The 19,416-nt window shown below is 61.4% G+C and carries 16 protein-coding genes and 1 tRNA gene; 6 read left to right on the forward strand and 11 right to left on the reverse strand.

What is annotated here, in order from left to right; genetic code table 11:
- Window positions 1–43 precede the first annotated feature (43 nt).
- The gene (locus ACI2JX_RS11610; protein ID WP_264236258.1) at window positions 44–661 is read left to right on the forward strand and encodes a TPM domain-containing protein; all 618 of its coding nucleotides are present in this window, start codon (window positions 44–46) and stop codon (window positions 659–661) included.
- Window positions 662–760: 99 nt separating this feature from the next.
- Window positions 761–1,981 (forward strand): class I SAM-dependent methyltransferase, encoded by a 1,221-nt coding sequence (locus tag ACI2JX_RS11615; protein WP_404690111.1) that lies wholly within the window; start codon window positions 761–763, stop codon window positions 1,979–1,981.
- A gap of 252 nt (window positions 1,982–2,233) precedes the next feature.
- On the opposite strand, the gene ACI2JX_RS11620 is transcribed toward ACI2JX_RS11615, so the two are convergent.
- The 4 genes from ACI2JX_RS11620 to ACI2JX_RS11635 form a co-directional block, all read right to left on the reverse strand.
- Complete coding sequence (locus ACI2JX_RS11620; RefSeq protein WP_404690112.1) at window positions 2,234–4,786, reverse strand: TonB-dependent hemoglobin/transferrin/lactoferrin family receptor; 2,553 nt, start codon at window positions 4,784–4,786, stop codon at window positions 2,234–2,236.
- Window positions 4,787–4,902: 116 nt separating this feature from the next.
- The gene (locus ACI2JX_RS11625; RefSeq protein WP_404690113.1) at window positions 4,903–5,850 is read right to left on the reverse strand and encodes a FecR family protein; all 948 of its coding nucleotides are present in this window, start codon (window positions 5,848–5,850) and stop codon (window positions 4,903–4,905) included.
- A complete protein-coding gene (locus ACI2JX_RS11630) occupies window positions 5,847–6,380 on the reverse strand; it encodes an RNA polymerase sigma factor (protein WP_186553974.1) in 534 nt (177 codons plus the stop codon). The genes ACI2JX_RS11625 and ACI2JX_RS11630 overlap by 4 nt, the downstream gene beginning before the upstream one ends.
- Before the next feature lie 84 nt (window positions 6,381–6,464).
- The gene (locus ACI2JX_RS11635) at window positions 6,465–7,481 is read right to left on the reverse strand and encodes a DUF4917 family protein (RefSeq protein WP_404690114.1); all 1,017 of its coding nucleotides are present in this window, start codon (window positions 7,479–7,481) and stop codon (window positions 6,465–6,467) included.
- 101 nt (window positions 7,482–7,582) lie between these two features.
- Between ACI2JX_RS11635 and ACI2JX_RS11640 the strand changes: the two genes are divergently transcribed.
- On the forward strand, window positions 7,583–8,650 hold the full coding sequence (locus ACI2JX_RS11640) for a glycerophosphodiester phosphodiesterase family protein (RefSeq protein ID WP_264236262.1): 1,068 nt from the start codon (window positions 7,583–7,585) through the stop codon (window positions 8,648–8,650).
- Between the two features lie 36 nt (window positions 8,651–8,686).
- On the opposite strand, the gene ACI2JX_RS11645 is transcribed toward ACI2JX_RS11640, so the two are convergent.
- The 6 genes from ACI2JX_RS11645 to ACI2JX_RS11670 form a co-directional block, all read right to left on the reverse strand.
- Window positions 8,687–10,387, reverse strand: coding sequence for a SulP family inorganic anion transporter (locus ACI2JX_RS11645; protein ID WP_264236263.1), 1,701 nt, complete (start codon window positions 10,385–10,387; stop codon window positions 8,687–8,689).
- Window positions 10,388–10,616: 229 nt separating this feature from the next.
- Window positions 10,617–10,690, reverse strand: a tRNA-Gly gene (locus ACI2JX_RS11650).
- A 143-nt stretch (window positions 10,691–10,833) separates the two neighbouring features.
- Window positions 10,834–11,718, reverse strand: coding sequence for an alpha/beta fold hydrolase (locus ACI2JX_RS11655; protein WP_404690115.1), 885 nt, complete (start codon window positions 11,716–11,718; stop codon window positions 10,834–10,836).
- Window positions 11,719–12,169: 451 nt separating this feature from the next.
- Window positions 12,170–12,862: a pseudouridine synthase gene (locus ACI2JX_RS11660; protein ID WP_368973463.1), complete on the reverse strand. Its 693-nt coding sequence runs from the start codon at window positions 12,860–12,862 to the stop codon at window positions 12,170–12,172.
- A 108-nt stretch (window positions 12,863–12,970) separates the two neighbouring features.
- Window positions 12,971–13,201: a cysteine-rich CWC family protein gene (locus ACI2JX_RS11665; RefSeq protein WP_264236266.1), complete on the reverse strand. Its 231-nt coding sequence runs from the start codon at window positions 13,199–13,201 to the stop codon at window positions 12,971–12,973.
- The gene (locus ACI2JX_RS11670) at window positions 13,198–14,676 is read right to left on the reverse strand and encodes a diguanylate cyclase (protein WP_368973464.1); all 1,479 of its coding nucleotides are present in this window, start codon (window positions 14,674–14,676) and stop codon (window positions 13,198–13,200) included. The genes ACI2JX_RS11665 and ACI2JX_RS11670 overlap by 4 nt, the downstream gene beginning before the upstream one ends.
- Window positions 14,677–14,888: 212 nt before the next feature.
- On the opposite strand from ACI2JX_RS11670, the gene ACI2JX_RS11675 reads away from it, so the two are divergent.
- Window positions 14,889–15,350: a hypothetical protein gene (locus ACI2JX_RS11675; protein ID WP_392464593.1), complete on the forward strand. Its 462-nt coding sequence runs from the start codon at window positions 14,889–14,891 to the stop codon at window positions 15,348–15,350.
- A gap of 33 nt (window positions 15,351–15,383) precedes the next feature.
- On the opposite strand, the gene ACI2JX_RS11680 is transcribed toward ACI2JX_RS11675, so the two are convergent.
- Window positions 15,384–16,487 (reverse strand): enoyl-CoA hydratase/isomerase family protein, encoded by a 1,104-nt coding sequence (locus ACI2JX_RS11680; protein ID WP_368973466.1) that lies wholly within the window; start codon window positions 16,485–16,487, stop codon window positions 15,384–15,386.
- Window positions 16,488–16,615: 128 nt separating this feature from the next.
- On the opposite strand from ACI2JX_RS11680, the gene ung reads away from it, so the two are divergent.
- On the forward strand, window positions 16,616–17,308 hold the full coding sequence (gene ung, locus ACI2JX_RS11685; RefSeq protein WP_186553984.1) for a uracil-DNA glycosylase: 693 nt from the start codon (window positions 16,616–16,618) through the stop codon (window positions 17,306–17,308).
- A gap of 108 nt (window positions 17,309–17,416) precedes the next feature.
- Window positions 17,417–19,411 carry a hypothetical protein gene (locus tag ACI2JX_RS11690; protein WP_404690116.1) on the forward strand — a complete coding sequence of 665 codons (1,995 nt, stop codon included), beginning with the start codon at window positions 17,417–17,419 and terminating at the stop codon, window positions 19,409–19,411.
- The last annotated feature ends 5 nt before the right edge of the window (window positions 19,412–19,416 follow it).

The following is a 19,416-nucleotide window of genomic DNA, read 5'->3' on the forward strand; positions in this document are numbered from 1 at the left end:
CCGTGCCGGGACAACAACTATAAGAACGTTAGAGACCGATGGCATGACCGTTTTCGACCAATACGAGCAACGCCAGATTGCCGAGGCCATTGCCCGCGCCGAGCGACGCACCGACGCCGAACTGGTGACGGTGCTGGCGCGCCGCGCCGACGACTATGCCTACCTGCCGCTGTTCTGGGCGGCGCTGCTGGCGCTGGCGATTCCTGCGGTGCTGCATCTACTGATCAATTGGCCGAGCTTGCGCGCGTTGCTGGTGGCCCAGGTGGTGCTGTTCATAGGCCTGTGTCTGCTGCTGCGCAATGCCCGCCTGGCCAGCCTGGTAACCCCGCGTCTGCTGCGTCATCGGCGTGCCTCGGGCCTGGCGCGCCAGCAGTTTCGCGAGTTGAACCTGCAACGCACCGCTGGCGCTACTGGTGTACTGATCTTCGTCAGCGAGGCCGAGCATTATGTGGCGATCCTGGCTGACAAAGGCATCGAACAGCACCTCGATGCCCAGGCCCGGGCCGTGCTGGTCGCCCGTTTCACCGAGCAGGTGCGCCAGGGTCGGACCTTGCAGGGCTTCGTCGAATGCATCGATGCTTGCGGTGAGCTGCTCAGCCGCCAGCTGCCGGCCACCCATAGACGCAACGAATTGCCCAACCGCCTGGTGATCCTCGACTGAGCCACGCCCATCGAGAAAACCTTCGCGCAAGGCTGCCAGCGACGTAGAATGCCCGCCATTGCGCGCAGCGCTCCCGGCAATTCGAGGCACCCCGTTCCCATGTCCGCCAACCCTTCCGCTCCCACCGCGCCGGATGCGCGTAGCCAATTTCTGCGCCTGCTGGCCGATGCCCTGGAGCAAGGCAGCCTGAGCAAGCTAGTGCTCGCTCGTCACGTTGGCGCCGACCAGAGCCTGCAACGGATCATCGCCAAGCCGCTGTTGGTCAAGGGCCAGCCCAGCCTGTCGCTGGTCTATCGCCATCAAACCCGCGACATCACCCGCAACGTGCCAGTCGAGCAGGCACAAGCGCTGGTCGCCGAGCTGTTGCCGGACAGCTTTCGCAATGCCCACCTGTTCACTACTGAAGGCGAAGTGCAACTGGGCTTCAGCAAAAAAGGCAAGCCGATGCTTCAGCGCCATGTGGCGCAGGCTCCGCGCGAAGCCGCGCCTGCGGCTGGGCATGACCGCGAGAAGAAACGCTACCTGGAACTTTCCAGGCCGTTCCTGCGCGATCTGGGTGTGACCGATGGCCAGGGCGCACTGATCCCGTCGATGTCGCGCAAGTGGAAGCAGATCAACAAGTTCATCGAAGTCTTCGATCATGCCCTGGCCAGTGCCCCGCTGGCGGCGGCGCAGCCATTGCGGGTCGCCGACTTCGGTTCGGGCAAGGGCTACCTGACCTTCGCCATGCATGATTACCTGCGCAACTCCCTGGGCCGGGAGGCGCAGGTCACTGGCGTCGAATTGCGCCAAGACATGGTCGACTTGTGCAACACCGCCGCCGCCCGTCTTGAGCATCCAGGCCTGGTATTCGAGTGCGGCGATGTGCGCAGCGTGGTGCCTGAGGCCATCGAAGTGATGATCGCCCTGCACGCGTGTGACATCGCCACCGACTACGCCATCCACACCGGTATTCGTTGCAACGCGGCGATCATCATGTGCTCGCCGTGCTGTCACAAACAGGTACGCCCGCAGTTGCAGAGCCCAGGCTTGTTGCAGCCAATGTTGCAGTACGGCCTGCACCTGGGGCAACAGGCCGAAATGCTCACCGACAGCCTGCGCGCCCTGTACCTTGAGGCCTGTGGCTACGAAACCAAGGTGTTCGAGTTCATCTCGCTGGAGCACACCAACAAGAACAAGATGATTCTTGCGGTCAAGCGCAAGCAGCCGGTGGATGCGACTGCCCTTTTGCAGAAGATTGCCGAGCTCAAGGCGTTCTATGGCGTCAGTGAGCATTGTCTGGAGATGTTGTTACGGGCGGATGGCTTGATCGCTATCTGACTGCGCGTTGGCCTTTTCGCGGGCAAGCCCGCTCCCACAGGTAACGCGATACCTTCGAAAGCAGCGCTATCCCGCTCCCACAGGTAACGCGATACCTTCGAAAGCAGCGCTATCCCGCTTCCACAGGTACCGCGATACCTTCGAAAGCAGCGCTATCCCGCTTCCACAGGTACCGCGATACCTTCGAAAGCAGCGCTATCCCTGTGGGAGCGGGCTTGCCCGCGAAAAGGGCGCCGCGAAGTATCAGATATTTCAGAAGAACCGGGTCACACTGACCTTGGCATTACGCCCGATGGTGTAGGCATTTTCCCCAGACAATTCCGGCCGCACCGACACATTGAACAGGTTGTCCACCGTCAGGTTGACCTCAGTACCTTTCAGGTAAGGCTGCTGCGGTTTCCAGTTGGCGAACAGGCCGTGGATCTGATAGCGCTCGTTGCCGAAGTTGTCGTAGTAGCGGTCGCCCAATGCGCTGGCCGGGCCTTCGAAGTACTTGTCGCTGGGCAGATGGTGAGTCTTGCTGACGAACTCGGCAGTCCAGCCGACGCGGGCATCCCAGGCCGGGATCTTCACGCCCAGGGTAGCGATCCACTTGGGCGCTGGCACGTCCTTGGCCCACACATTCGGCCCCCATGGGTTGGTGTAGGCGCCTTCGTGGCGGCCTTCCATCCAGGCGTACGACAGGGCACCGAACAAGTAGGTGGCGTCGTAGAAGGTCTCCACCTCATAGCCCTGATACACCGTGTCGCCAATGTTGCGGTAGTTGCTCATCAACCCGCCGCCGCAGGTCTGGGCGATGGTGCCGCCGGTGACCATTTGCTGCTGGCAACCAATACCCGTGGCTTTGAAAATCTCGTCTTTGACATGGTTGCGGAACAGCGTAGTGCGAATCTGTGCGCTGTCGCCCTGCACGAGCACGTTCGAGAAATTGCTGATGCTGCCCAGGCGAATGCCGGTAATGCGCTCGGGGTCGAGGTTACGGCTGGTGGCCGTGCGGCTGCCCACGCCTTGCACTTCGTACTGCTCGTCCAGCACCGGGGCACGCCAGGTCTTGCTGTAGTTGGCGAACAGCGCGTGCTGGTCGTTGAGCTTGTAGAACAGTGCCAGGCGCGGCGACCAGCCGCTGTAGGTCTTGGCGCTGTAGTCGTGACCGGCTACAGGGTTGTTGTAGTAGGGCGCCTGGTTTGGCTCGCCCTCGTTGGTCACGTGGTCGTAACGCAGCGATGGGGTGATGGTCAGGTCACCAATGGTGATCGCATCCTGCAGGTAGTAGCCCTGGCTCTCGACCTTGCCACGCGGCATGAAGTACGGCTGGAAATGGCCGTAGTTGTACTTGGGCACATCGTACATCTTGCCCGGCATCCACATCTGCGTATCCCGCTCATGCTGGCGCACTTGCAGCCCTGCGGTCAGCGCATGTTCGAGCGGGCCGGTGGTGAACAGGCTGGTGTTCTTCACATCGAGCATGCGGTCCTTGTACTTGGTGTCCATCTTGCGCCCGCCCGTGGCGGCCTGGAAGAACGCCGTGGCGTTGCGTTGGTCAGTCTGGTCGGTGTCTGACTCGGAATATTTGATCTGCAAATCGACCCAAGGGTTTTCGATCGGCTGGTAGTTATAGGTGGCCGACCAGGTGGTGTCGACCGTGTTGCGCAGGGCAAGGAAGCGTTTGATCGCGTTCTCGTAGCCATAGCGATCGATGTTGGCCTGGGTCGGCGGCGTCGGGTAGGCGGTGGACGAGAAGGCCGTCCAGCGCTCGGTCTGCGAGCGCGACCAGGACAGACCCAGGCTGTGCTCGTCGGTAAAGTGGATGTTGCTCTTGAGCAAAGCGCCTTCCAGGTCCAAGGCGCTGTTGGGCAGGCGCTTGGGGTTGATTGGGTAGCGGTTTTCCGGATCGGGCAGGCGGTCGGCCATCTTCATGTCGCCGCCGTCGCGCTTGGTCAGGTAGACCAAACCGTCGATGCGGCCATCGTCGCTGCGGCCGAACAGCGCCGAGCTGTAGATCTGCTGGTGGTCGTTGCTGGCGTAGCCGTACTTGACCATCGCGCCGCTGTTGCGGCCCTCTTGCAGCAGGTCGCTGGCGTCCTTGGTCTGCATGTTGACGCTGCCACCAAAGCCGCCGTTGCCAGTCTTGACCGAGTGCGGGCCTTTTTCCACCTCGATGAACTTGATCAGTTCTGGCTCGATGAAGATGGTGCCCTGCTGGTAGCGCTCGAAACCGCTCTTGGTAGCGCCGTCGACGGTCATCGGCACATCTTCGGCGTCGCCCATGCCCCAGATGTTGATGGTCTGCCCGCCAGGTTTGGCCGAACCGCCCATGTTCACCCCAGGCAGGGTGGCCAAGACGCTGGGGATGTTGCTGGGCTGGTAGCGGTCGATCTGCTCCTGGTCCAGGGTCGAGCGGCCGACGTTGTCGGGCGTGACCTGCTGGCCATCGCCGACGATGCTCAGGGCGCCGAGCTGGATGCTGTTGTCGGCGTTGGGTTCGTCCTCGCGCAGGCGCACCACGTAGGTTTCACCCATGCGCAGTACGCTGAAGCGGCTGCCGGCCAGCAGGAGGGAGATGGCCTCGTGCGCCTCGAAGGCGCCGTTGAGCGCGGGGGCCTGGGCATCGCGCAGCACCGCCTCATCGAACAGCAGCTGCACCTTGGCCTGCTGCGCCAGTTGGCTGAGCGAGCGGGCCAGCGCCTGGGCCGGCAGGTCGAGCTGTACAGGCGCGGCCTCGGCGGCCAGGCTCACAGCCAGGCACAGCGCCAGCAGGGATGGACGAAAAGGCAAGGATCGCAACGGACGCAACGCGGACAACATGAATTCCCCCAAACGGCAAAAGGCCGGAAAAAGCCTGCCAATTGCGCGACAGGCGGGGAGGAAGACGTGGCGTTGAGAAAAGTCCTCACCTGCGAATGATAAAAATTCTTAAAAAATCAGCGGCGGTCGATGCGCAGGCGTCCGTCGGCCAGCAAGGTGGTTTTCACCGGCAGCAGAGCGGGCAGGGCGTTGAGCAGGGCGTCCGGGTCGTGTACGTCGAGATTACCTGAGACTTTGTATTGCCCAAGCGACGGATCGGCGAGCAGCACCGGTTGCTCGCGGTACAGGCGGAGTTCGTCAATCAGGCTGGCCAGTTCGCGGTTGCGAAAGCTCACATGACCGTCGCGCCAGTCGGCTACCGGCTGGTCGTTCAATGCCTGTTGGGTGACGGTGCCTCGCGTGGTGTCGTAGGTGGCCCGTTGACCTGCGCCAAGCAACAGTGCCGGATTAGTTTCGCCCGGCGTGTCGAAGGCTACCTGGCCGTGGGCGACAGTGACCACCAGCTCCTTTTCACCGCGGCGCACATCCAAGCCTGTGCCCACCACCCGTACTTGTCCTCTGCCCGCGTCGATGAACAGTGGCCGCTCCTTGTCCGGTGCCACGTCGATGTACAGCTGGCCTTGATCGAGGTGGATCAGCCGGCGCTCGGCGCTGAAGTCCAGGCGCAGCCGGGTCTGGGCGTTGACCACCAGCTGGCTGCCGTCGGGCAGGCGCAGGCTGCGCAGGTCGTGCTGGGCGCTCAGACGCTGTTGGTAGGCGCTGCTGCCAGCGCCGAGATTGCCGGCCAGCAGCGCACACAGCAGTGCAGCGGCGGCGGCCAAAGCCGGGCGCCAGCGCGGCGCCCGGCGTACTTCCAGCGGCACCGGGCGATTGGCTTGCTTGAGCGCTTCGAGGTCATCCCATAGTTGCTCGAACTGGCGATAGGCGCGAGCGTTCTGCGGGTCTTGCAACCACTGGGCAAAGGCCTTGCGTGCCTCACGCGAGGGGGCATTGCGGTTGCGGCTGAACCAGCTGGCGGCCTGGGCGTCGATCGAGTGGGCGTGGAGATCGTCATGAGGTGTCATTCTGCGTGCTCCCTGCCGTTATCGCTGTCCAGGCGTTGCTTGCACTGCAGCAGGGCGGCGGCGATGTGCTTTTCGACCATGCTTACGGAAATATTCATGCGTTGTGCGATCTGCGCCTGGGTCAGTCCTTCGAAGCGATGCAGCATAAGGGCTTCGCGGCGCCGCGGCGAGAGTTGCGCGAGCACCTGGCGCAGATGTTCCAGGCGTTGCTGGCGCTGGGCGTGGTCGAGCGGGTCGTTGGCCGGCTCGCTGTGCAGCACTTCGGCCTGCTCTTCGCCCAGCGCGCTGTGGCGCACCTTCTGCCGGCGCCAATGGTCGCTAAGCAGGTTGCGCGCCATCTGGAACAGGAAGGCCCGCGGCTGCTCGACCTTGGCCCGGTCGCGATACCCCAGCCATTGGGTGAACACGTCCTGGGTCATGTCTGCCGCATCGCTGGCATTGTCCATGCGCTTGCGCAGGAAGTGCAGGATGTCGGCATAGAAACCCCGGCAGGATTCCTGGGCGGCGGGGTCGGGTTTGAGGCGCTGCATGCACGCTTTCCGGGCTGGCCTGGAGAAAGGGTGCGGATCTTATCGATAATTATTTACATTTGCCAAGTTATACTGATTACTCGTTCAGCGCCGCCGGGAAAAATCAGCCGGGACTTCGATGGCCAGTTCGGCGCCGCCTAAGGGGTGGGTGCTGGAATCGAAAAAATGCAGAGAACTACCTGCAATGTCGGCAAACCGCTGGATGAAATGCTGTTTTTGGTTGATAACCGAAGCCTCGCTCAGCGGCCTGATGGCAATCGCCAGGTGTGCCGGTCGCGCCTGGCGAATGGCGTCGAGCAAATGTTGATCGCTGCCATCCAGATGCTGTCCGAACAGGCACACCCCCTGGCTTTCACCGGCGAGTTGGCCCAGGCACCAGGACAGGTAATCGGAATTACGAATAGCCCGCAGTTTGTGTTCACTGCGGTCCTCGTTGATGAACAACGGCACTTCACCGGGAATGTTCACGGCAAAGCCATCGAGCAATTCGGCATTATTGGCGCTGCGCTGGCGGGTGCTGCCATCGGGCAGCTTGAGCAAGTGCAGCCCGCCATGCAGGTGCATCACCCGCGTGCCTTCGCTGCGCGTGTTGCGCACATCGAAAAAGCCTTCGTCATCGAACAGCGAGGCAAACCCCTGCGGTGCATGGCGCATCGCCCAGGGCAAGAGCAGGTCGTAGTTGCTGGTATAGACACGGCGATAGCCGCGCAGGGCCTGGACGATCGAGTCGAGGGTAGCGCTTGGCATCAGTGGCCAGGGCATATGCACCGCGCGCACGGCATGGATCAGCGCCTCTTTGAGCGAGTAGTAGCGGTTCAGCGGCGCGGTGGAATTGATCGCCAGTGCAGCGTTGGCCCGGACCGTGGTGTTCAAGGTACTCAGCACCGGCTCGAACAACTCTGTGCCCAACGCCTTGAACAACGCCTGGTCACTGACACCCAAGGCCTTGTGCCGCACGCGCTGGGCCTGTTCGAACAGCGAGAAATAGCCGAACGGTTTCCACAGCGCACGACTGGCACCATTGCCCAGCAGCAAGGCATCGCAGGGATGGCTGGCATTGAGCGTTGGCCAGGCGATCAGGTGGGCGTCTAGTGCAGGCATGCGAGGGTCCAGGGGTAGAGGCGGAAATCGCGGGGACTTTAGCATGTCATGCAAGCTGTGCGAGGCTGTCTGGCCATGGATCGATACGCAGGAGAGCCAAGATGCACACGCAGATCGTACGGGCACTGGGCCTTGCAACACTGTTGGCGGGCGCGGCGCAAGCCAGCGATGGGCGCAGCTTGGCGGCTGCCCAGGGCATTGCACATCCGGCAGTGATCGCCCATCGCGGTGCGTCTTTCGATGCGCCCGAGTCCACCCGGCCGGCTTACCTACTGGCCCGCGAACTGGGCGCCGACTATCTGGAGCTGGACCTGCAACGCACCCGCGATGGTGTGTTGGTGGTGGTGCACGACGATGTGCTGTCGCGTACCAGCGATGTCGCCGAGCGCTTCCCCACGCGCCGTGACAGCCCGGTCAGCGCTTTTACCCTGGCGGAGCTTAAATCGCTGGACGCTGGCAGTTGGTTCAACCAGGCGTATCCGGATCGCGCCCGGGCTTCGTTCAAGCAGCTACCGATCCTGACCCTGGATGAGGTGATCGACATCGCAGAAGATAGCCCACAGCAGCGGCCTGGGTTGTATATCGAGACCAAGATGCCGGGGCAGTTTCCTGGCATCGAGCGTGATCTGGCCGAGCGGCTCAAGGCGCGGGGCTGGCTGGACAAGCCCGGGCGGGTGGTACTGCAGACCTTTGATCGCAACAGCCTGCGACTGCTGCATGAGGCCATGCCACAGGTGCCCAAGGTGCTGTTGCTGTGGGTGGGCAAGGGCAGTATCGAGCCGGCCTCGGGGCAGTCGTTTGCCGAATCGGGTGAGCGCGACAAGGCGGCGTTCTACGCCCGCCAGCAGCCTCGTGATCGGGCTGAGTTCGAGCGTTGGCTTGAGTTTGCCAAGGCGGGCGGCGCGATCGGCACAGGGCCATCGGCGCGGCGCAGTCAGTTGGGCGAGCAGAGCTATGCCGATTTGATTGAGCCGTGGATGAACCAGCTCAGCCATCAACAGGGGCTGCTGGTGCACGTGTATACCCTTGATGAGCCGGTGGACTTCGACAAGGCGATGAAGGCCGGGGTGGATGGGATTTTCACCAATCGGACCGGGGCGCTGATGCGCTTTTATGGACGGGCGGATGCGCTGGAGGAGGGACAGGTATTGCGCAGGCTCGGGTACTGATCGAAGAGCAAGCCCTTAGTGGCCTCACGCAAAGCCTTAATCGTTCGTCGTCTCCTTACGCGCCCGATTGCGCCAAACCCGATAAGCCCGTATCCCCGCCCGCACCGAGCCGAACAGCAGCTTGTCTTCCATCTCTCGCGCCATCCCCGAGCGCACCAGCATGCGCAGGAAGGTGCCGCGGGCGCGGGCGATGGCGAAGTGAATCCCTTGTGCTGCGAGGGTGTCGCGCACCTCGCGCAGGGCGGCTATGCCGCTGACGTCGATGCTGGTCACCGCCTCGGCATCGAACAGCACTGCCTGGGGCTTGTCCTCGCCTTGCACGGCGTCGAGCAAGCGCATTTTGAAATAGTCGGCATTGAAGAACAGGATCGCATCATCGAAGCGGTACACCACCAAACCTGGCACCGTGCGCGCGTCGGGGTGATGGCGTACATCGACCTGGCCTTCGATGCCTGGCGCCCAGCCGAGCACCGCATCGGTAGGTTGGTAGATGCTGTAGAGCAGACGCAGGATGGCCAAGGTCACGGCGAACACGATCCCCGGTAATACGCCCAGGCCAAGCACGCCGACGGTGGTCAGCAGGCACAGCCAGAACTCGAAGCGGCTCAGGCGATAGATTTTGCCCAACGACTGCACATCGATCAGCCCCCAGCCAGCCATCAGCAGCACAGCTCCGAGCGCAGCCTGGGGAATCCAGGCCATCGGGGCGGTGAAGAACAGCAGGATCAAGGCAATCACCAGCGCGGCAATGATGCCCACCAGTTGGCTCCTGCCGCCGACCATGTCGTTGACCGCGGTACGTGAGTCGGCGCCACTGATGGCGAAACCTTGCGACAGCCCGGCAGCCAGGTTACTCACCCCCAAAGCGACGAACTCGTGGTTGGCGTTGATCGCATAGCCATGCCGGGCGGCGAAGCTGCGGGCGGTGAGCATGGCGCTGCAAAAACTGACCGTGGCGATACCCAGGGCATCGCGCAGCAGGCTCTTGGTCTCGGCCAGATTGCTTTGCGGCCAAGCCAGCTCGGGCATGCCGCCTGGTACTGGGCCGAGGATGGCGACGCCAAAATGGTCGAGCCCGAATAGTCCGACCAGCAAGGTGAACAGCACCACGGTGACCAACGCCGCTGGCAGGCGCGGATAACGCCGTGGCAGCCAGATCAGCAAGCCGAGCCCGGCAACGCCGATCAGCAGGGTCAGCCAGTGGATCTCGCCCAGGCGTTGAACAAAGTTGATCAGGCTGAGGATGAACCCGTCGCCCTCGATCTTGAAGCCCACCACCTTGCTCAATTGCCCGGCGATCAGGCTCAGGCCGATGCCGTTGAGGTAGCCAATCAGGATCGGTCGCGAGAAGAAGCTGGCAATGAATCCAGCTCGCGCCACACCGGCGGCAATCAGCATCACCCCCACCAGCACGGTGACGATCACCGACAGCTCGGCGATGCGCTGCGGATCACCCATCGCCAACGGCGCCACGGCTCCGGCGATCATCGCGCAGGTCGCCGCATCTGGCCCCACCATCAACTGCCGCGAACTGCCGATCAAGGCATAGACCATCATCGGCAGTACGCAGGCGTACAGCCCGTACTGCGGCGGTAGGCCGACGATCTGGGCGTAGGCGATGGCGATCGGGATCTGAATCGCTGCCACCGACAGGCCCGCCTGCAGGTCAGCGTGGAACCACTCGCGGCGGTAGTGCAGCAGGTTGGCCAGGCCCGGTAGCCAGCGTGAGAGAAACATGCGCAGTCCTTTCGAAATGTTTCACAGTGCAGGTGAGCATATGCGCTCACGGCGCGCTCCGTGCAAGTGGATTTTCGCGCAGGGCATTCAAGCGGATTGGGCAGGTGCAGGCCATGGGCCAGATCAAGCAAAAGGCAGAAACGAAAAAAGGAAGCCTCGGCTTCCTTTTGACAGGCGATGACGTTATGGCAACGTCATGCGGAACTACTTGAATCGGTGCAGCAAGAAGTGGAGCGGGTAGAGGGAATCGAACCCTCGTCGGAAGCTTGGGAAGCTACTGTTCTACCATTAAACTATACCCGCTTGACGCCTTTACTAAGCGGCTTGCGCTTCGCAGCTCGACTTTGTACCAGAACCCTCCAGCGATGAAAAGCCCAGGCTTGAAAAAGAACAGTCGGCGGCCCGTAGCCTGCGGGTAGTCAAAGGGCTACAGGACGCCGATGCGCTCAGATGGCCAGTGCATGGTGCCCCTGTACATAGTGGTTGCGTTGACGGGGCTCACGCGTGGTCGGCTTGAGGAAGCCCAGCATGACGTTACGCAGCGCTTCGCTGGCGGTCTTGTGCTCCATATCGAGGAAGTGCCCGGCACCATTGATCACGCTGAAGTGGCTCTGGTCCACATGCTTGCCGAACTGGCGGGCATCCTCGGCGGTGGTGTATTCGTCACGATCACCGTTGATGAACATCACCGGGATATTGATGTTCGCCGCGCCCTTGAGCGCCCGCTCCAGATCGTGCTGCAACACCTGATTGATGTGGAACAGCATCTGCGCGTACTCATGGCTGTCCAGGCTGCTGACATGCCGGTAGTTGAAGCGCTTGAACAGCGACGGCAGGTGCTTGCCAATGGTGTCGTTGACCAAGTTGCCGACCTGGTAGCGATCGCAAGCGGCCAGGTATTGGCAACCGCGCTCCAGGTAGTCGCGCATTGGTTCGTTGATCACTGGCGAGAACGAGCTGACGATGGCCTTTTTCACCAACCGTGGCTGGTGCGCCAGCGCCAGCAGGGTGCAGGCACCGCCCCAGGAGAACGACATCACGTGGTCGGCCTGGAAGTGCTCGATCAGCTCAAGGAGGATATGCGCCTCGGTCTCCTTGGTCAGCAGACGCTCCTGGCGGTTGTGGGGCTTGGACTTGCCGGCATACGGCTGGTCGTACAGCACCACGTTGAATTGCGGGTGCAGGCTGCGCACCGTCTGGGCAAACGAGGCAGTGGTCGCCAGCGATCCGTTGATCAGAATGATCGTCTTCTCGGCGCCGTGCGCGCGATGGAACTCCGTGTAAACCCGATACTGACCTTGGATATCAAGTACAGCGATTTCTGGCCTCATGTCATCGACTCCTGGCGCAAAAAGGGTATTCGCGTCACCTAGGGTGCACGTTGTTTATGACAGGTAGGCACATGCCTTGAAGAGTTTTACCGGGCCCTGTGTCGATCCTTGGCACATGTGTCGACGGTATTGTTTTTGGCGGGCAATTTACCGTGCCCCGGGGTATCGAGACCCTGGGTGGCCGGCAAAAAGGCGTCTTGGACTGCGGCCGTGACTGGCAAGTCACATGCAGACTGACGATTTCGATTCAAGCAGTAGGTTGGCGATCCCGCAAGTGCCGTTCGGGTAATCGTGTAGGAAAAACCGCTGGGCGGTTGTGGGTGCGCTGGTATGGGGCGTAACTCAGGTCAGGCCCTATCGCGGGGCAAGCTCGCTCCCACGTTCCCATGCTCGAATTTCACGTGGGAGCGGGCTTGCCCCGCGATAGCTCTGCTGGGAATGACCGCAGGTCTCAGACCGCCGCGATCTCTTGCTGGGTCAGCGCGCGGAACTCACCTGGCGCCAGGGCAGGGTCCAGGACAATGCTGCCCATGCTTTCCCGGTGCAGCCCGATCACCTTGTTCTGAAAGTGGCCGAACATCCGCTTGACCTGGTGATAACGCCCCTCGACGATTTCCAGCCGGGCCTGATGCGTACCCAGGATCTGCAGCCGGGCGGGCAGGGTGGTCAGGTCCTCGAAAGCAAAATAGAACCCCTGGCGAAACTTGGCGGGGTAGTGCTCGCCAATCTCATCCTCGGTCTGCACCTGATACACCTTCGGCAGTTTGGTGCTCGGTTGCGTCAAACGCCGCGACCACTGGCCATCGTTGGTCAGGATCAGCAACCCGGTGGTGTTGAAGTCCAGCCGCCCGGCAATGTGCAAATCCTCACGCAGTTCAGCCGGCAACAGCTCAAGCACAGTGCGATGTTGCCGATCGTGAGTAGCACTGACGCAGCCCGCAGGCTTGTGCAGCATCAGGTAGCGCGCAGGCCGGCCAGCCTGGTGCAGCTGCTCATCGACCTCGACGCGGCTGAACTCACGCACTTCATGCAGCGGATCGACAACTATCTCGCCATCCACGCGCACGCGCCGCTGCACCAGCAGCAAGCGCACCTGCTGGCGGTTGTAGCAAGGGAGGTTGGCGAGGAAACGGTCGAGACGCATGATTGCAACTGAGGTCGGAATAAGGCGCGCAGTCTACCCAATTGCTGGCGGATTCGCTGCTTCCCCGCGATAGTATCAGCAGCCTCAATTGGGGGGGCTGATCTGACGCTATCGCGGGGCAAGCCCGCTCCCACGGGGCGGTATTTTGAGCTGCTCATCGACCGCCGCACAGCGTGGGCACAGGCAGGCTTGGTTACGCAGTTCGGCGGGCAGGGCTTGGAGCACCGCCGGGTCGATGGTCACGGCAAAGCACCAGCAACCCTGGGTAGCGCTGCGTGGGTCGGCCAGGCCGCATTGATTGAGGGCGCCGCAGGCGGGGCAACGCTGGCTGTCGGTCATGAGGCTGTCTCGCTACAGACGCGGTTGCGTCCGCCCTGTTTGGCACGATAGAGGGCATGGTCGGCGCGGGTCAGCAGCGTGTGCAGGGTGTCGTCACGTTGCAGGCTGCTCAGGCCGATGCTGGTGGTCAGGCGTAGCGGCTGGTCGTTGTAGCTGAAAGTCAGCTGCTCGGTGCGCCGGCGGATTTTTTCCGCCACATCGAACGCTTGTCGACCATCGGCTTCACGCAACAGCACGATGAACTCCTCACCACCCCAGCGGCAAAGTATATCCGACTGGCGCAAGCTGCCCTGCAGGACGTTGGCGAACTGGCGCAGCACTTCGTCGCCAGCCAGGTGGCCGTGGGTGTCGTTGAGCACCTTGAAGTGATCCAGATCGATCAGCAGCGCCACTAAGGACGTGTTGTCGCGTTGGGCTTCTTGCAACGCTTGCCCGGCCAGCAGATCGAAGCTGCGCCGGTTAGGCAGGCCGGTGAGGGTGTCGAGGGTGGCCAGCGCTTCCATGCTGTCTTGATGGCGCTTGACCATGGCATGCAGCAGTGAGAGCACCACGAGGGTAATCATCGCGCAGATCGCCAGATTCAAGTACAGCGACTGGCGCACCCGCTCCAGCGCGCCGGTCTCGCGTTTGTCTACCAGCAGGTACCAGTCAAGTTCGGGGATCTGCCGCACATTGAGGAAGTGGCTGTGGCCTTCGCTGTCGAGGTATTCATGGCTGCCAGCGCTGGGGATGGGCATGCGCGCCAGCAGTTGTTCGAACTCGCGGCTTTCAGTCAGTTGCTGGCCAACCCGCAGGCCATGTGCAGCGCCCTCCGAGCCGGTCAGCAAGACCTTGCCGCTGGCATCGGTGAAAAACACCGAGCGCTGGTAACGCCGCTGGTAGTCGTCGATCAGCTTGACGACCGACTCCACGCTCAGGCCCACCCCGGCAGCGCCAATGAACTGGCCCTGATAGTCGAGCACCCGGTAGTTGATGAACACCGTGAGCTTGTCCTGGTTGGCCATGTCCAGGTCGACGTTTATCTCATAGGGCTCGTTCAGCTCGCGCAGGCGGTAATACCAGGCATCGCGCCAGGTGCCGGGCTTGATCTGCTTGAGCACGCCCTTGGCCTGGTAATAGGTGAGCGTGCGCTCGGAGACGAAGAAGGCGGTGCAGGTGTCCTGATTGCCCATCACCTCGCCCAGATAGCGGGTGATGCGCTCGGCGTCCTGTTCGCCGGCCAGCACCCAGTCACGCAGGAAGGTGTCCTGGGCCATCATCGAGGAGATCAGCACCGGGCGGATCAGGTCTTTCTGGATCTCCGAATAGACCGTGTCGGAGGTCAGGGGCAACTCGGTATTGACGATGCCATCGCGAATGGCGCTACGCGAGGCGAAATAGCCGAGCAGGGAAGTGGCCAGAAAACCACACGCCAGCAACAGCAGCAGGGTCAGGATCAGCGAGCGCTGTGAGAACAAGGCGGAACGTGACGGCATGATCTTCCCGTGATGTGTGCCAGTGGCGCCATTCTAGTGAGATGACCGGAAAATGACTGCATGTTTTTTGGGGGTATCCGACTTGTTTCAATTTGTTGCGCAAATGGCACTGGACCTTGGCGCAACTGTCTTAATCAGTGTCGATCAACGCATGCCGATCGACGCTCGCCAGCGCCGCTGTGCCGGGCACTCCAGCGGTCCAGGAGGCCGCCATGTCCCCACGAATCTTGCTGATCGCCCTGCTGGCGCTGCTGACCAGCGCCTGCGCCCCTTATTACGGAAACGGCGGCTACTATCGCACCGAGTACTACAGCGCCGATCGCTACGCCTACCCCGGCTATCAACGCTATGACCGCGGCTATTACGTTGCGCCGCAGCCGCGCTACTACTATCAAGCCGCACCGCGCTATTACCAACCGGCACCGCGTTACTATCGGCCTGCGCCGGTGCCGCATTACCGGCCTTATCCGCAGCCTGGGGTGAGGCAGTGGCACGGCAATCCGCGCAATGACTACGGCAACCGCCAGCGCTATGACTATGGTCGCGACCGTGATCGGCATGACTACCGCAACGACAACCGCCGCTACCAGGATGGTCGCTGGCATTCCAACGGCCGGGGTGATCGCAATCGCCGCCCGGATGGGCCGCGGGGTGAGCGCAACTGGCATCGCTAAGCGGTAGCGGCGTCGTTCGGCTCTCATACCACCCTACAGATCGGCCAAGGGGTGGCGCCCTTCCCAGACTTTGGCGAAATGCGCCGCCACCACCGCTGTGGGCACCTGTGCCACATCCGGCCAGTGCCAGCGCGGTTGGTTGTCCTTGTCGATCAGTCGCGCGCGCACGCCTTCGCTGAACTCCGGGTGCCGGCAGCAGTTAAGGCTCATTGCATATTCCATCTGGAACACTTGCGCCAATGACAGGTGCCGGGCCCGCTGAATCTGCTCCCAGACCAGGTGCGCAGTGAGCGGGCAGCCTTCATGTAGGCGCTGTCCAGCTGCCGCCAGTAACGGATCGGCATGTTTTCGCAGGCCTGCCACGGCTTTCCAGGCTGCAACTGGGTCGGCGACATCGAGCAATTCGTCGATGACAGCCCGACGCGGTAGCCATTGGGCTTGCGGCAGTTCGGCGCAGGCGCGGTGCTGTTCACACTTGAGCAGGCTGCTCAGTTGCAGGCTGGTTTGCTCCTGCCAGTTCAACTGCAGCAATTCATTGATCAATGCTTCCTGTTGGTGCTCACCAAAGAAACGATCCGCCAAGCCCAGATCGAGCGCATCACGCGCGTTGATCGGCGCCCCGGTCAGCCCCAGAAACAACCCCAGCTTGCCGGGCAAGCGGCTTAGGAACCAGCTGGCGCCCACGTCGGGGTACAAGCCAATGCTGATTTCCGGCATCGCCAAGCGGCTGCTGGGGGTGACGATACGCACCCCGGCGCCTTGCAGCAGCCCCATGCCACCGCCGAGGACATGCCCATGCCCCCAGCACAATAGCGGTTTAGGGTAGGTGTGCAGGCGATAATCCAGGCGGTATTCAGCGGCAAAGAAGGTCGCCGCCAGCGGCGGTACGCTACCGGGATGCTCACGGCACGCATCGACCAGCGCGCGCACGTCGCCGCCGGCACAGAAGGCCTTGCTGCCATTGCCACGCAGCAGCACGCAGACGATCCCCGAGTCACTGGCCCAGCTACGCAGTTGCTCGTCGAGTATCTCGATCATCGGCAGGCTCAAGGCGTTGAGCGCCTCGGGTGCATCCAGGGTGGCAATACCGATTCGGGCGCCATCGGCGCCGGTGAGTACCTGGCATGTAATGGACATGGACTACCTCGCACAAGTCATCCGCCAAGTATGGCCTGCTGAGCAGATCGCGCCGGTCGTCGGTCGGATCGATTGACAAGCCAGGGCAGCTTTCCTAGTGTCGCGCCACTTTGCTTTTGGATAGCCCCATGACCGACGACGACCGCATCAAGCTCGAACCCAGCTGGAAGGAGGCGCTACGCGCTGAATTCGACCAGCCCTACATGCACCAGCTGCGCGAATTCCTGCGTCAGGAGTACGCCGCTGGCAAGGAGATCTATCCGCCGGGTCCGCTGATTTTCAATGCGCTGAATTCGACGCCGCTGAACCAGGTCAAAGTGGTCATTCTCGGCCAGGACCCGTACCACGGCCCGGGCCAGGCCCATGGCTTGTGCTTCTCGGTGCAGCCAGGCATTGCTACGCCACCTTCGCTGGTCAATATCTACAAAGAGCTGCAGCGTGATTTGAACCTGCCCATTCCCAACCATGGCTATCTGCAGAGCTGGGCCGATCAGGGCGTGTTGTTGCTCAACACCACCATGACCGTAGAGCGCGCCAATGCCGCTTCGCATGCGAAAAAAGGCTGGGAGCTGTTTACTGATCGAATCATTCAGCTGGTCAGCGAGCAGTGCCCCAACGTGGTGTTTCTGCTGTGGGGCGCCCATGCCCAGAGCAAGCAAAAGCTGATCGACGGTACCAAGCACCTGGTGCTCAAGTCGGTGCATCCATCGCCGCTGTCGGCCTATCGTGGGTTCTTTGGCTGTGGCCATTTCAGTCGGGCCAATGGCTTTTTGCAGCAGCATGGCATGAGCCCGATCGATTGGGCGCTGCGGCCGCTTTGAAGGTAACTACCTAGTATTTTTGTCAGTTTCGCCCTGGCTGAGTGCGCGCTAGATTCGAACCACTTATTGAAGAGCCCTGTATTGGGCTCCTGCGAAAAGGGACGAATCATGGCACAGCAAACGTCAACGGTAGAGAGCACTACGGGTTTACTCCCGCAGCCCGATGTGCCAGCCGCCCTTGAGTTGCAAGCTGATGAAGCTGGCGCGGCAACTTTACCTCTGACTGCGCTCAACTCGACCCTGCCAGTGAACGTAGTAGCCTGGAATGGCTACGAACAAGAGTATGAACGGATTGTAAATGAGGAAGAAATCACCGACCCGGTGATGATTTTTCGTGTTTTATGGAACAGCACGGAGGTCGCTCAGTCCCGAAGAGCAATGACGGCCAGCGCCGCAGCTTTTTTTCCAGTAGCCCTTGAAGTTCCACAACACCTGCTCAAGCCTGAAGGCATTAGTTCTTTAGCCTATTCGGCAGAGGTAGAGTTTCTCGGAAACCGAAATCTTTCATCCCCACTGCTGCTGCGTGTCGACCGAACTGCACCCAACTCGCGTAATCCTGCGGTATTCCATGCAACCAACGTGGCAACCATTGATGACACGTACTTGGCAAACAATGGGCAGCAAGCAATCTTTATCTTGGAGCGTTGGGGCGATATCCGTTTGCAGGATCGCGTGCAGTTGTTCCTCATACCTGATAACCAAGGTGGCACACCTGTAGTGCCGACGGTGGAGGTCCCAGTGACCTCCCTGCCCGCTGTAGGGGGTAGCTTCCACGTTCCGGTCCCGGCGGCACTTTTGAGAAGTGGCAGTTTTCGTGTAGTTGCCCGGTTGATTGATCGCGCAGGCAACGTCGGCCCCGAGTCACTCTCACATCGGGTCACCATCCAACTGATGGGGGCTGCAGCGCTGCCTGCGCCAGTGGTGCCATTGGCCGCGGATAATCTTATCAATCTAGAGGAAGCTCGACGCCCAGTTGTTGTCCAGATTCCGCAGATTGCCCAAGCGGTCGCGGGTAATAGCATCCAGGTTTACTGGAATGAGCGTGCGCTTGGGTCATTGCCTGTGAGGGCGGACCAGCAATGGCCTATCAGCGTCAACGTGCCTTGGGCGACGATTGTTGCAGATGGCTTCGTGGGGCCTGTGGCGCGGCCAGTGCGTTACGAGCTTGAGCAAAATGGGGCACTGATAAATTCGCCACAGATTCAGGTCAACATCGACTTTCGTGTGGCCGGCCCTGATCCGCAGGGCCCAACTGAGCTTAATACGTTACTCAATCCCGTTATTGTGGGAAGCAGGCGGGACAATGCCATTACACCAATGGACATCAATCAACCCGTTCCTGTGCAAGTCCGACTTTACGATAACCCAAGGGTGGGGGACCTACTCGAGCTGCACTGGGGCAATTTAGCCCGAGTTGTTGCGCGCTATAGAGTGACGGGCAACGAAACACCAGGGCAGATGGTCGACTTTACCCCGGTGCCCTATGACGTGATTACCGAGGCCGGTGACGGCTTGGCTATTCAGGTGTTCTACCGCATCTTCATCAACGTTAATAATGTCAGAGGAGTGAATGGCCAGCGGGCCAATCCGACACCGGTCAGGGTCGATACGGCGAGGCTGCAAAGGCTAACGCTACCTCGCTCGCTGACACCACCATTAGCCACCAATGTAGGGCTCGTCAATTGTGCCAGCAAGCCCTGGGATGGCTTCACACTGACGGTTCCGGGTAGACAAACGAACGTGCAGGCGGGGGATCGTGCCCAACTGCGTTGGCAGATGTTCCGCACACTCAATGACGGTACGTCTTCGTCTGCGCAACCCGCGCCTGTGCCCCTGATGTTGGCCCCCGAATACCTACCTGCGGTAGACATTAACTTGGACCGTGCCACAAATGGGCAGCCTTTGGAGATGAGCGCGAGCGAGTTTACGCGTTTGATCGTCAAAGTCTTCGAGGCCGCAGGCGGGCCGTTTAGAGGCTACGCCAGGATTGGCTACCGGCTCACTAAACCTGATGGTCGCAGCGCTGAATCACAACTGTCTTGGTTGGAAGTCAATCTCCAGCGCCCAGTGACAGGTGTGGTCTGCACATCAAACGTGACTTAAGTTAA

It is taken from the genome of Pseudomonas sp. NPDC088890, from assembly GCF_044900155.1.
Lineage (GTDB): Bacteria > Pseudomonadota > Gammaproteobacteria > Pseudomonadales > Pseudomonadaceae > Aquipseudomonas > Aquipseudomonas urmiensis.

Excerpts from the sequence above, each read along its gene's own strand:
- ACI2JX_RS11610 (WP_264236258.1), top strand. The coding sequence starts at position 44 with ATGACCGTTTTCGACCAATACGAGCAACGCCAGATTGCCGAGGCCATT.
- ACI2JX_RS11615 (WP_404690111.1), top strand. The coding sequence starts at position 761 with ATGTCCGCCAACCCTTCCGCTCCCACCGCGCCGGATGCGCGTAGCCAA.
- ACI2JX_RS11620 (WP_404690112.1), bottom strand. The coding sequence starts at position 4,786 with ATGTTGTCCGCGTTGCGTCCGTTGCGATCCTTGCCTTTTCGTCCATCC.
- ACI2JX_RS11625 (WP_404690113.1), bottom strand. The coding sequence starts at position 5,850 with ATGACACCTCATGACGATCTCCACGCCCACTCGATCGACGCCCAGGCC.
- ACI2JX_RS11630 (WP_186553974.1), bottom strand. The coding sequence starts at position 6,380 with ATGCAGCGCCTCAAACCCGACCCCGCCGCCCAGGAATCCTGCCGGGGT.
- ACI2JX_RS11635 (WP_404690114.1), bottom strand. The coding sequence starts at position 7,481 with ATGCCTGCACTAGACGCCCACCTGATCGCCTGGCCAACGCTCAATGCC.
- ACI2JX_RS11640 (WP_264236262.1), top strand. The coding sequence starts at position 7,583 with ATGCACACGCAGATCGTACGGGCACTGGGCCTTGCAACACTGTTGGCG.
- ACI2JX_RS11645 (WP_264236263.1), bottom strand. The coding sequence starts at position 10,387 with ATGTTTCTCTCACGCTGGCTACCGGGCCTGGCCAACCTGCTGCACTAC.
- ACI2JX_RS11655 (WP_404690115.1), bottom strand. The coding sequence starts at position 11,718 with ATGAGGCCAGAAATCGCTGTACTTGATATCCAAGGTCAGTATCGGGTT.
- ACI2JX_RS11660 (WP_368973463.1), bottom strand. The coding sequence starts at position 12,862 with ATGCGTCTCGACCGTTTCCTCGCCAACCTCCCTTGCTACAACCGCCAG.
- ACI2JX_RS11665 (WP_264236266.1), bottom strand. The coding sequence starts at position 13,201 with ATGACCGACAGCCAGCGTTGCCCCGCCTGCGGCGCCCTCAATCAATGC.
- ACI2JX_RS11670 (WP_368973464.1), bottom strand. The coding sequence starts at position 14,676 with ATGCCGTCACGTTCCGCCTTGTTCTCACAGCGCTCGCTGATCCTGACC.
- ACI2JX_RS11675 (WP_392464593.1), top strand. The coding sequence starts at position 14,889 with ATGTCCCCACGAATCTTGCTGATCGCCCTGCTGGCGCTGCTGACCAGC.
- ACI2JX_RS11680 (WP_368973466.1), bottom strand. The coding sequence starts at position 16,487 with ATGTCCATTACATGCCAGGTACTCACCGGCGCCGATGGCGCCCGAATC.
- ung (WP_186553984.1), top strand. The coding sequence starts at position 16,616 with ATGACCGACGACGACCGCATCAAGCTCGAACCCAGCTGGAAGGAGGCG.
- ACI2JX_RS11690 (WP_404690116.1), top strand. The coding sequence starts at position 17,417 with ATGGCACAGCAAACGTCAACGGTAGAGAGCACTACGGGTTTACTCCCG.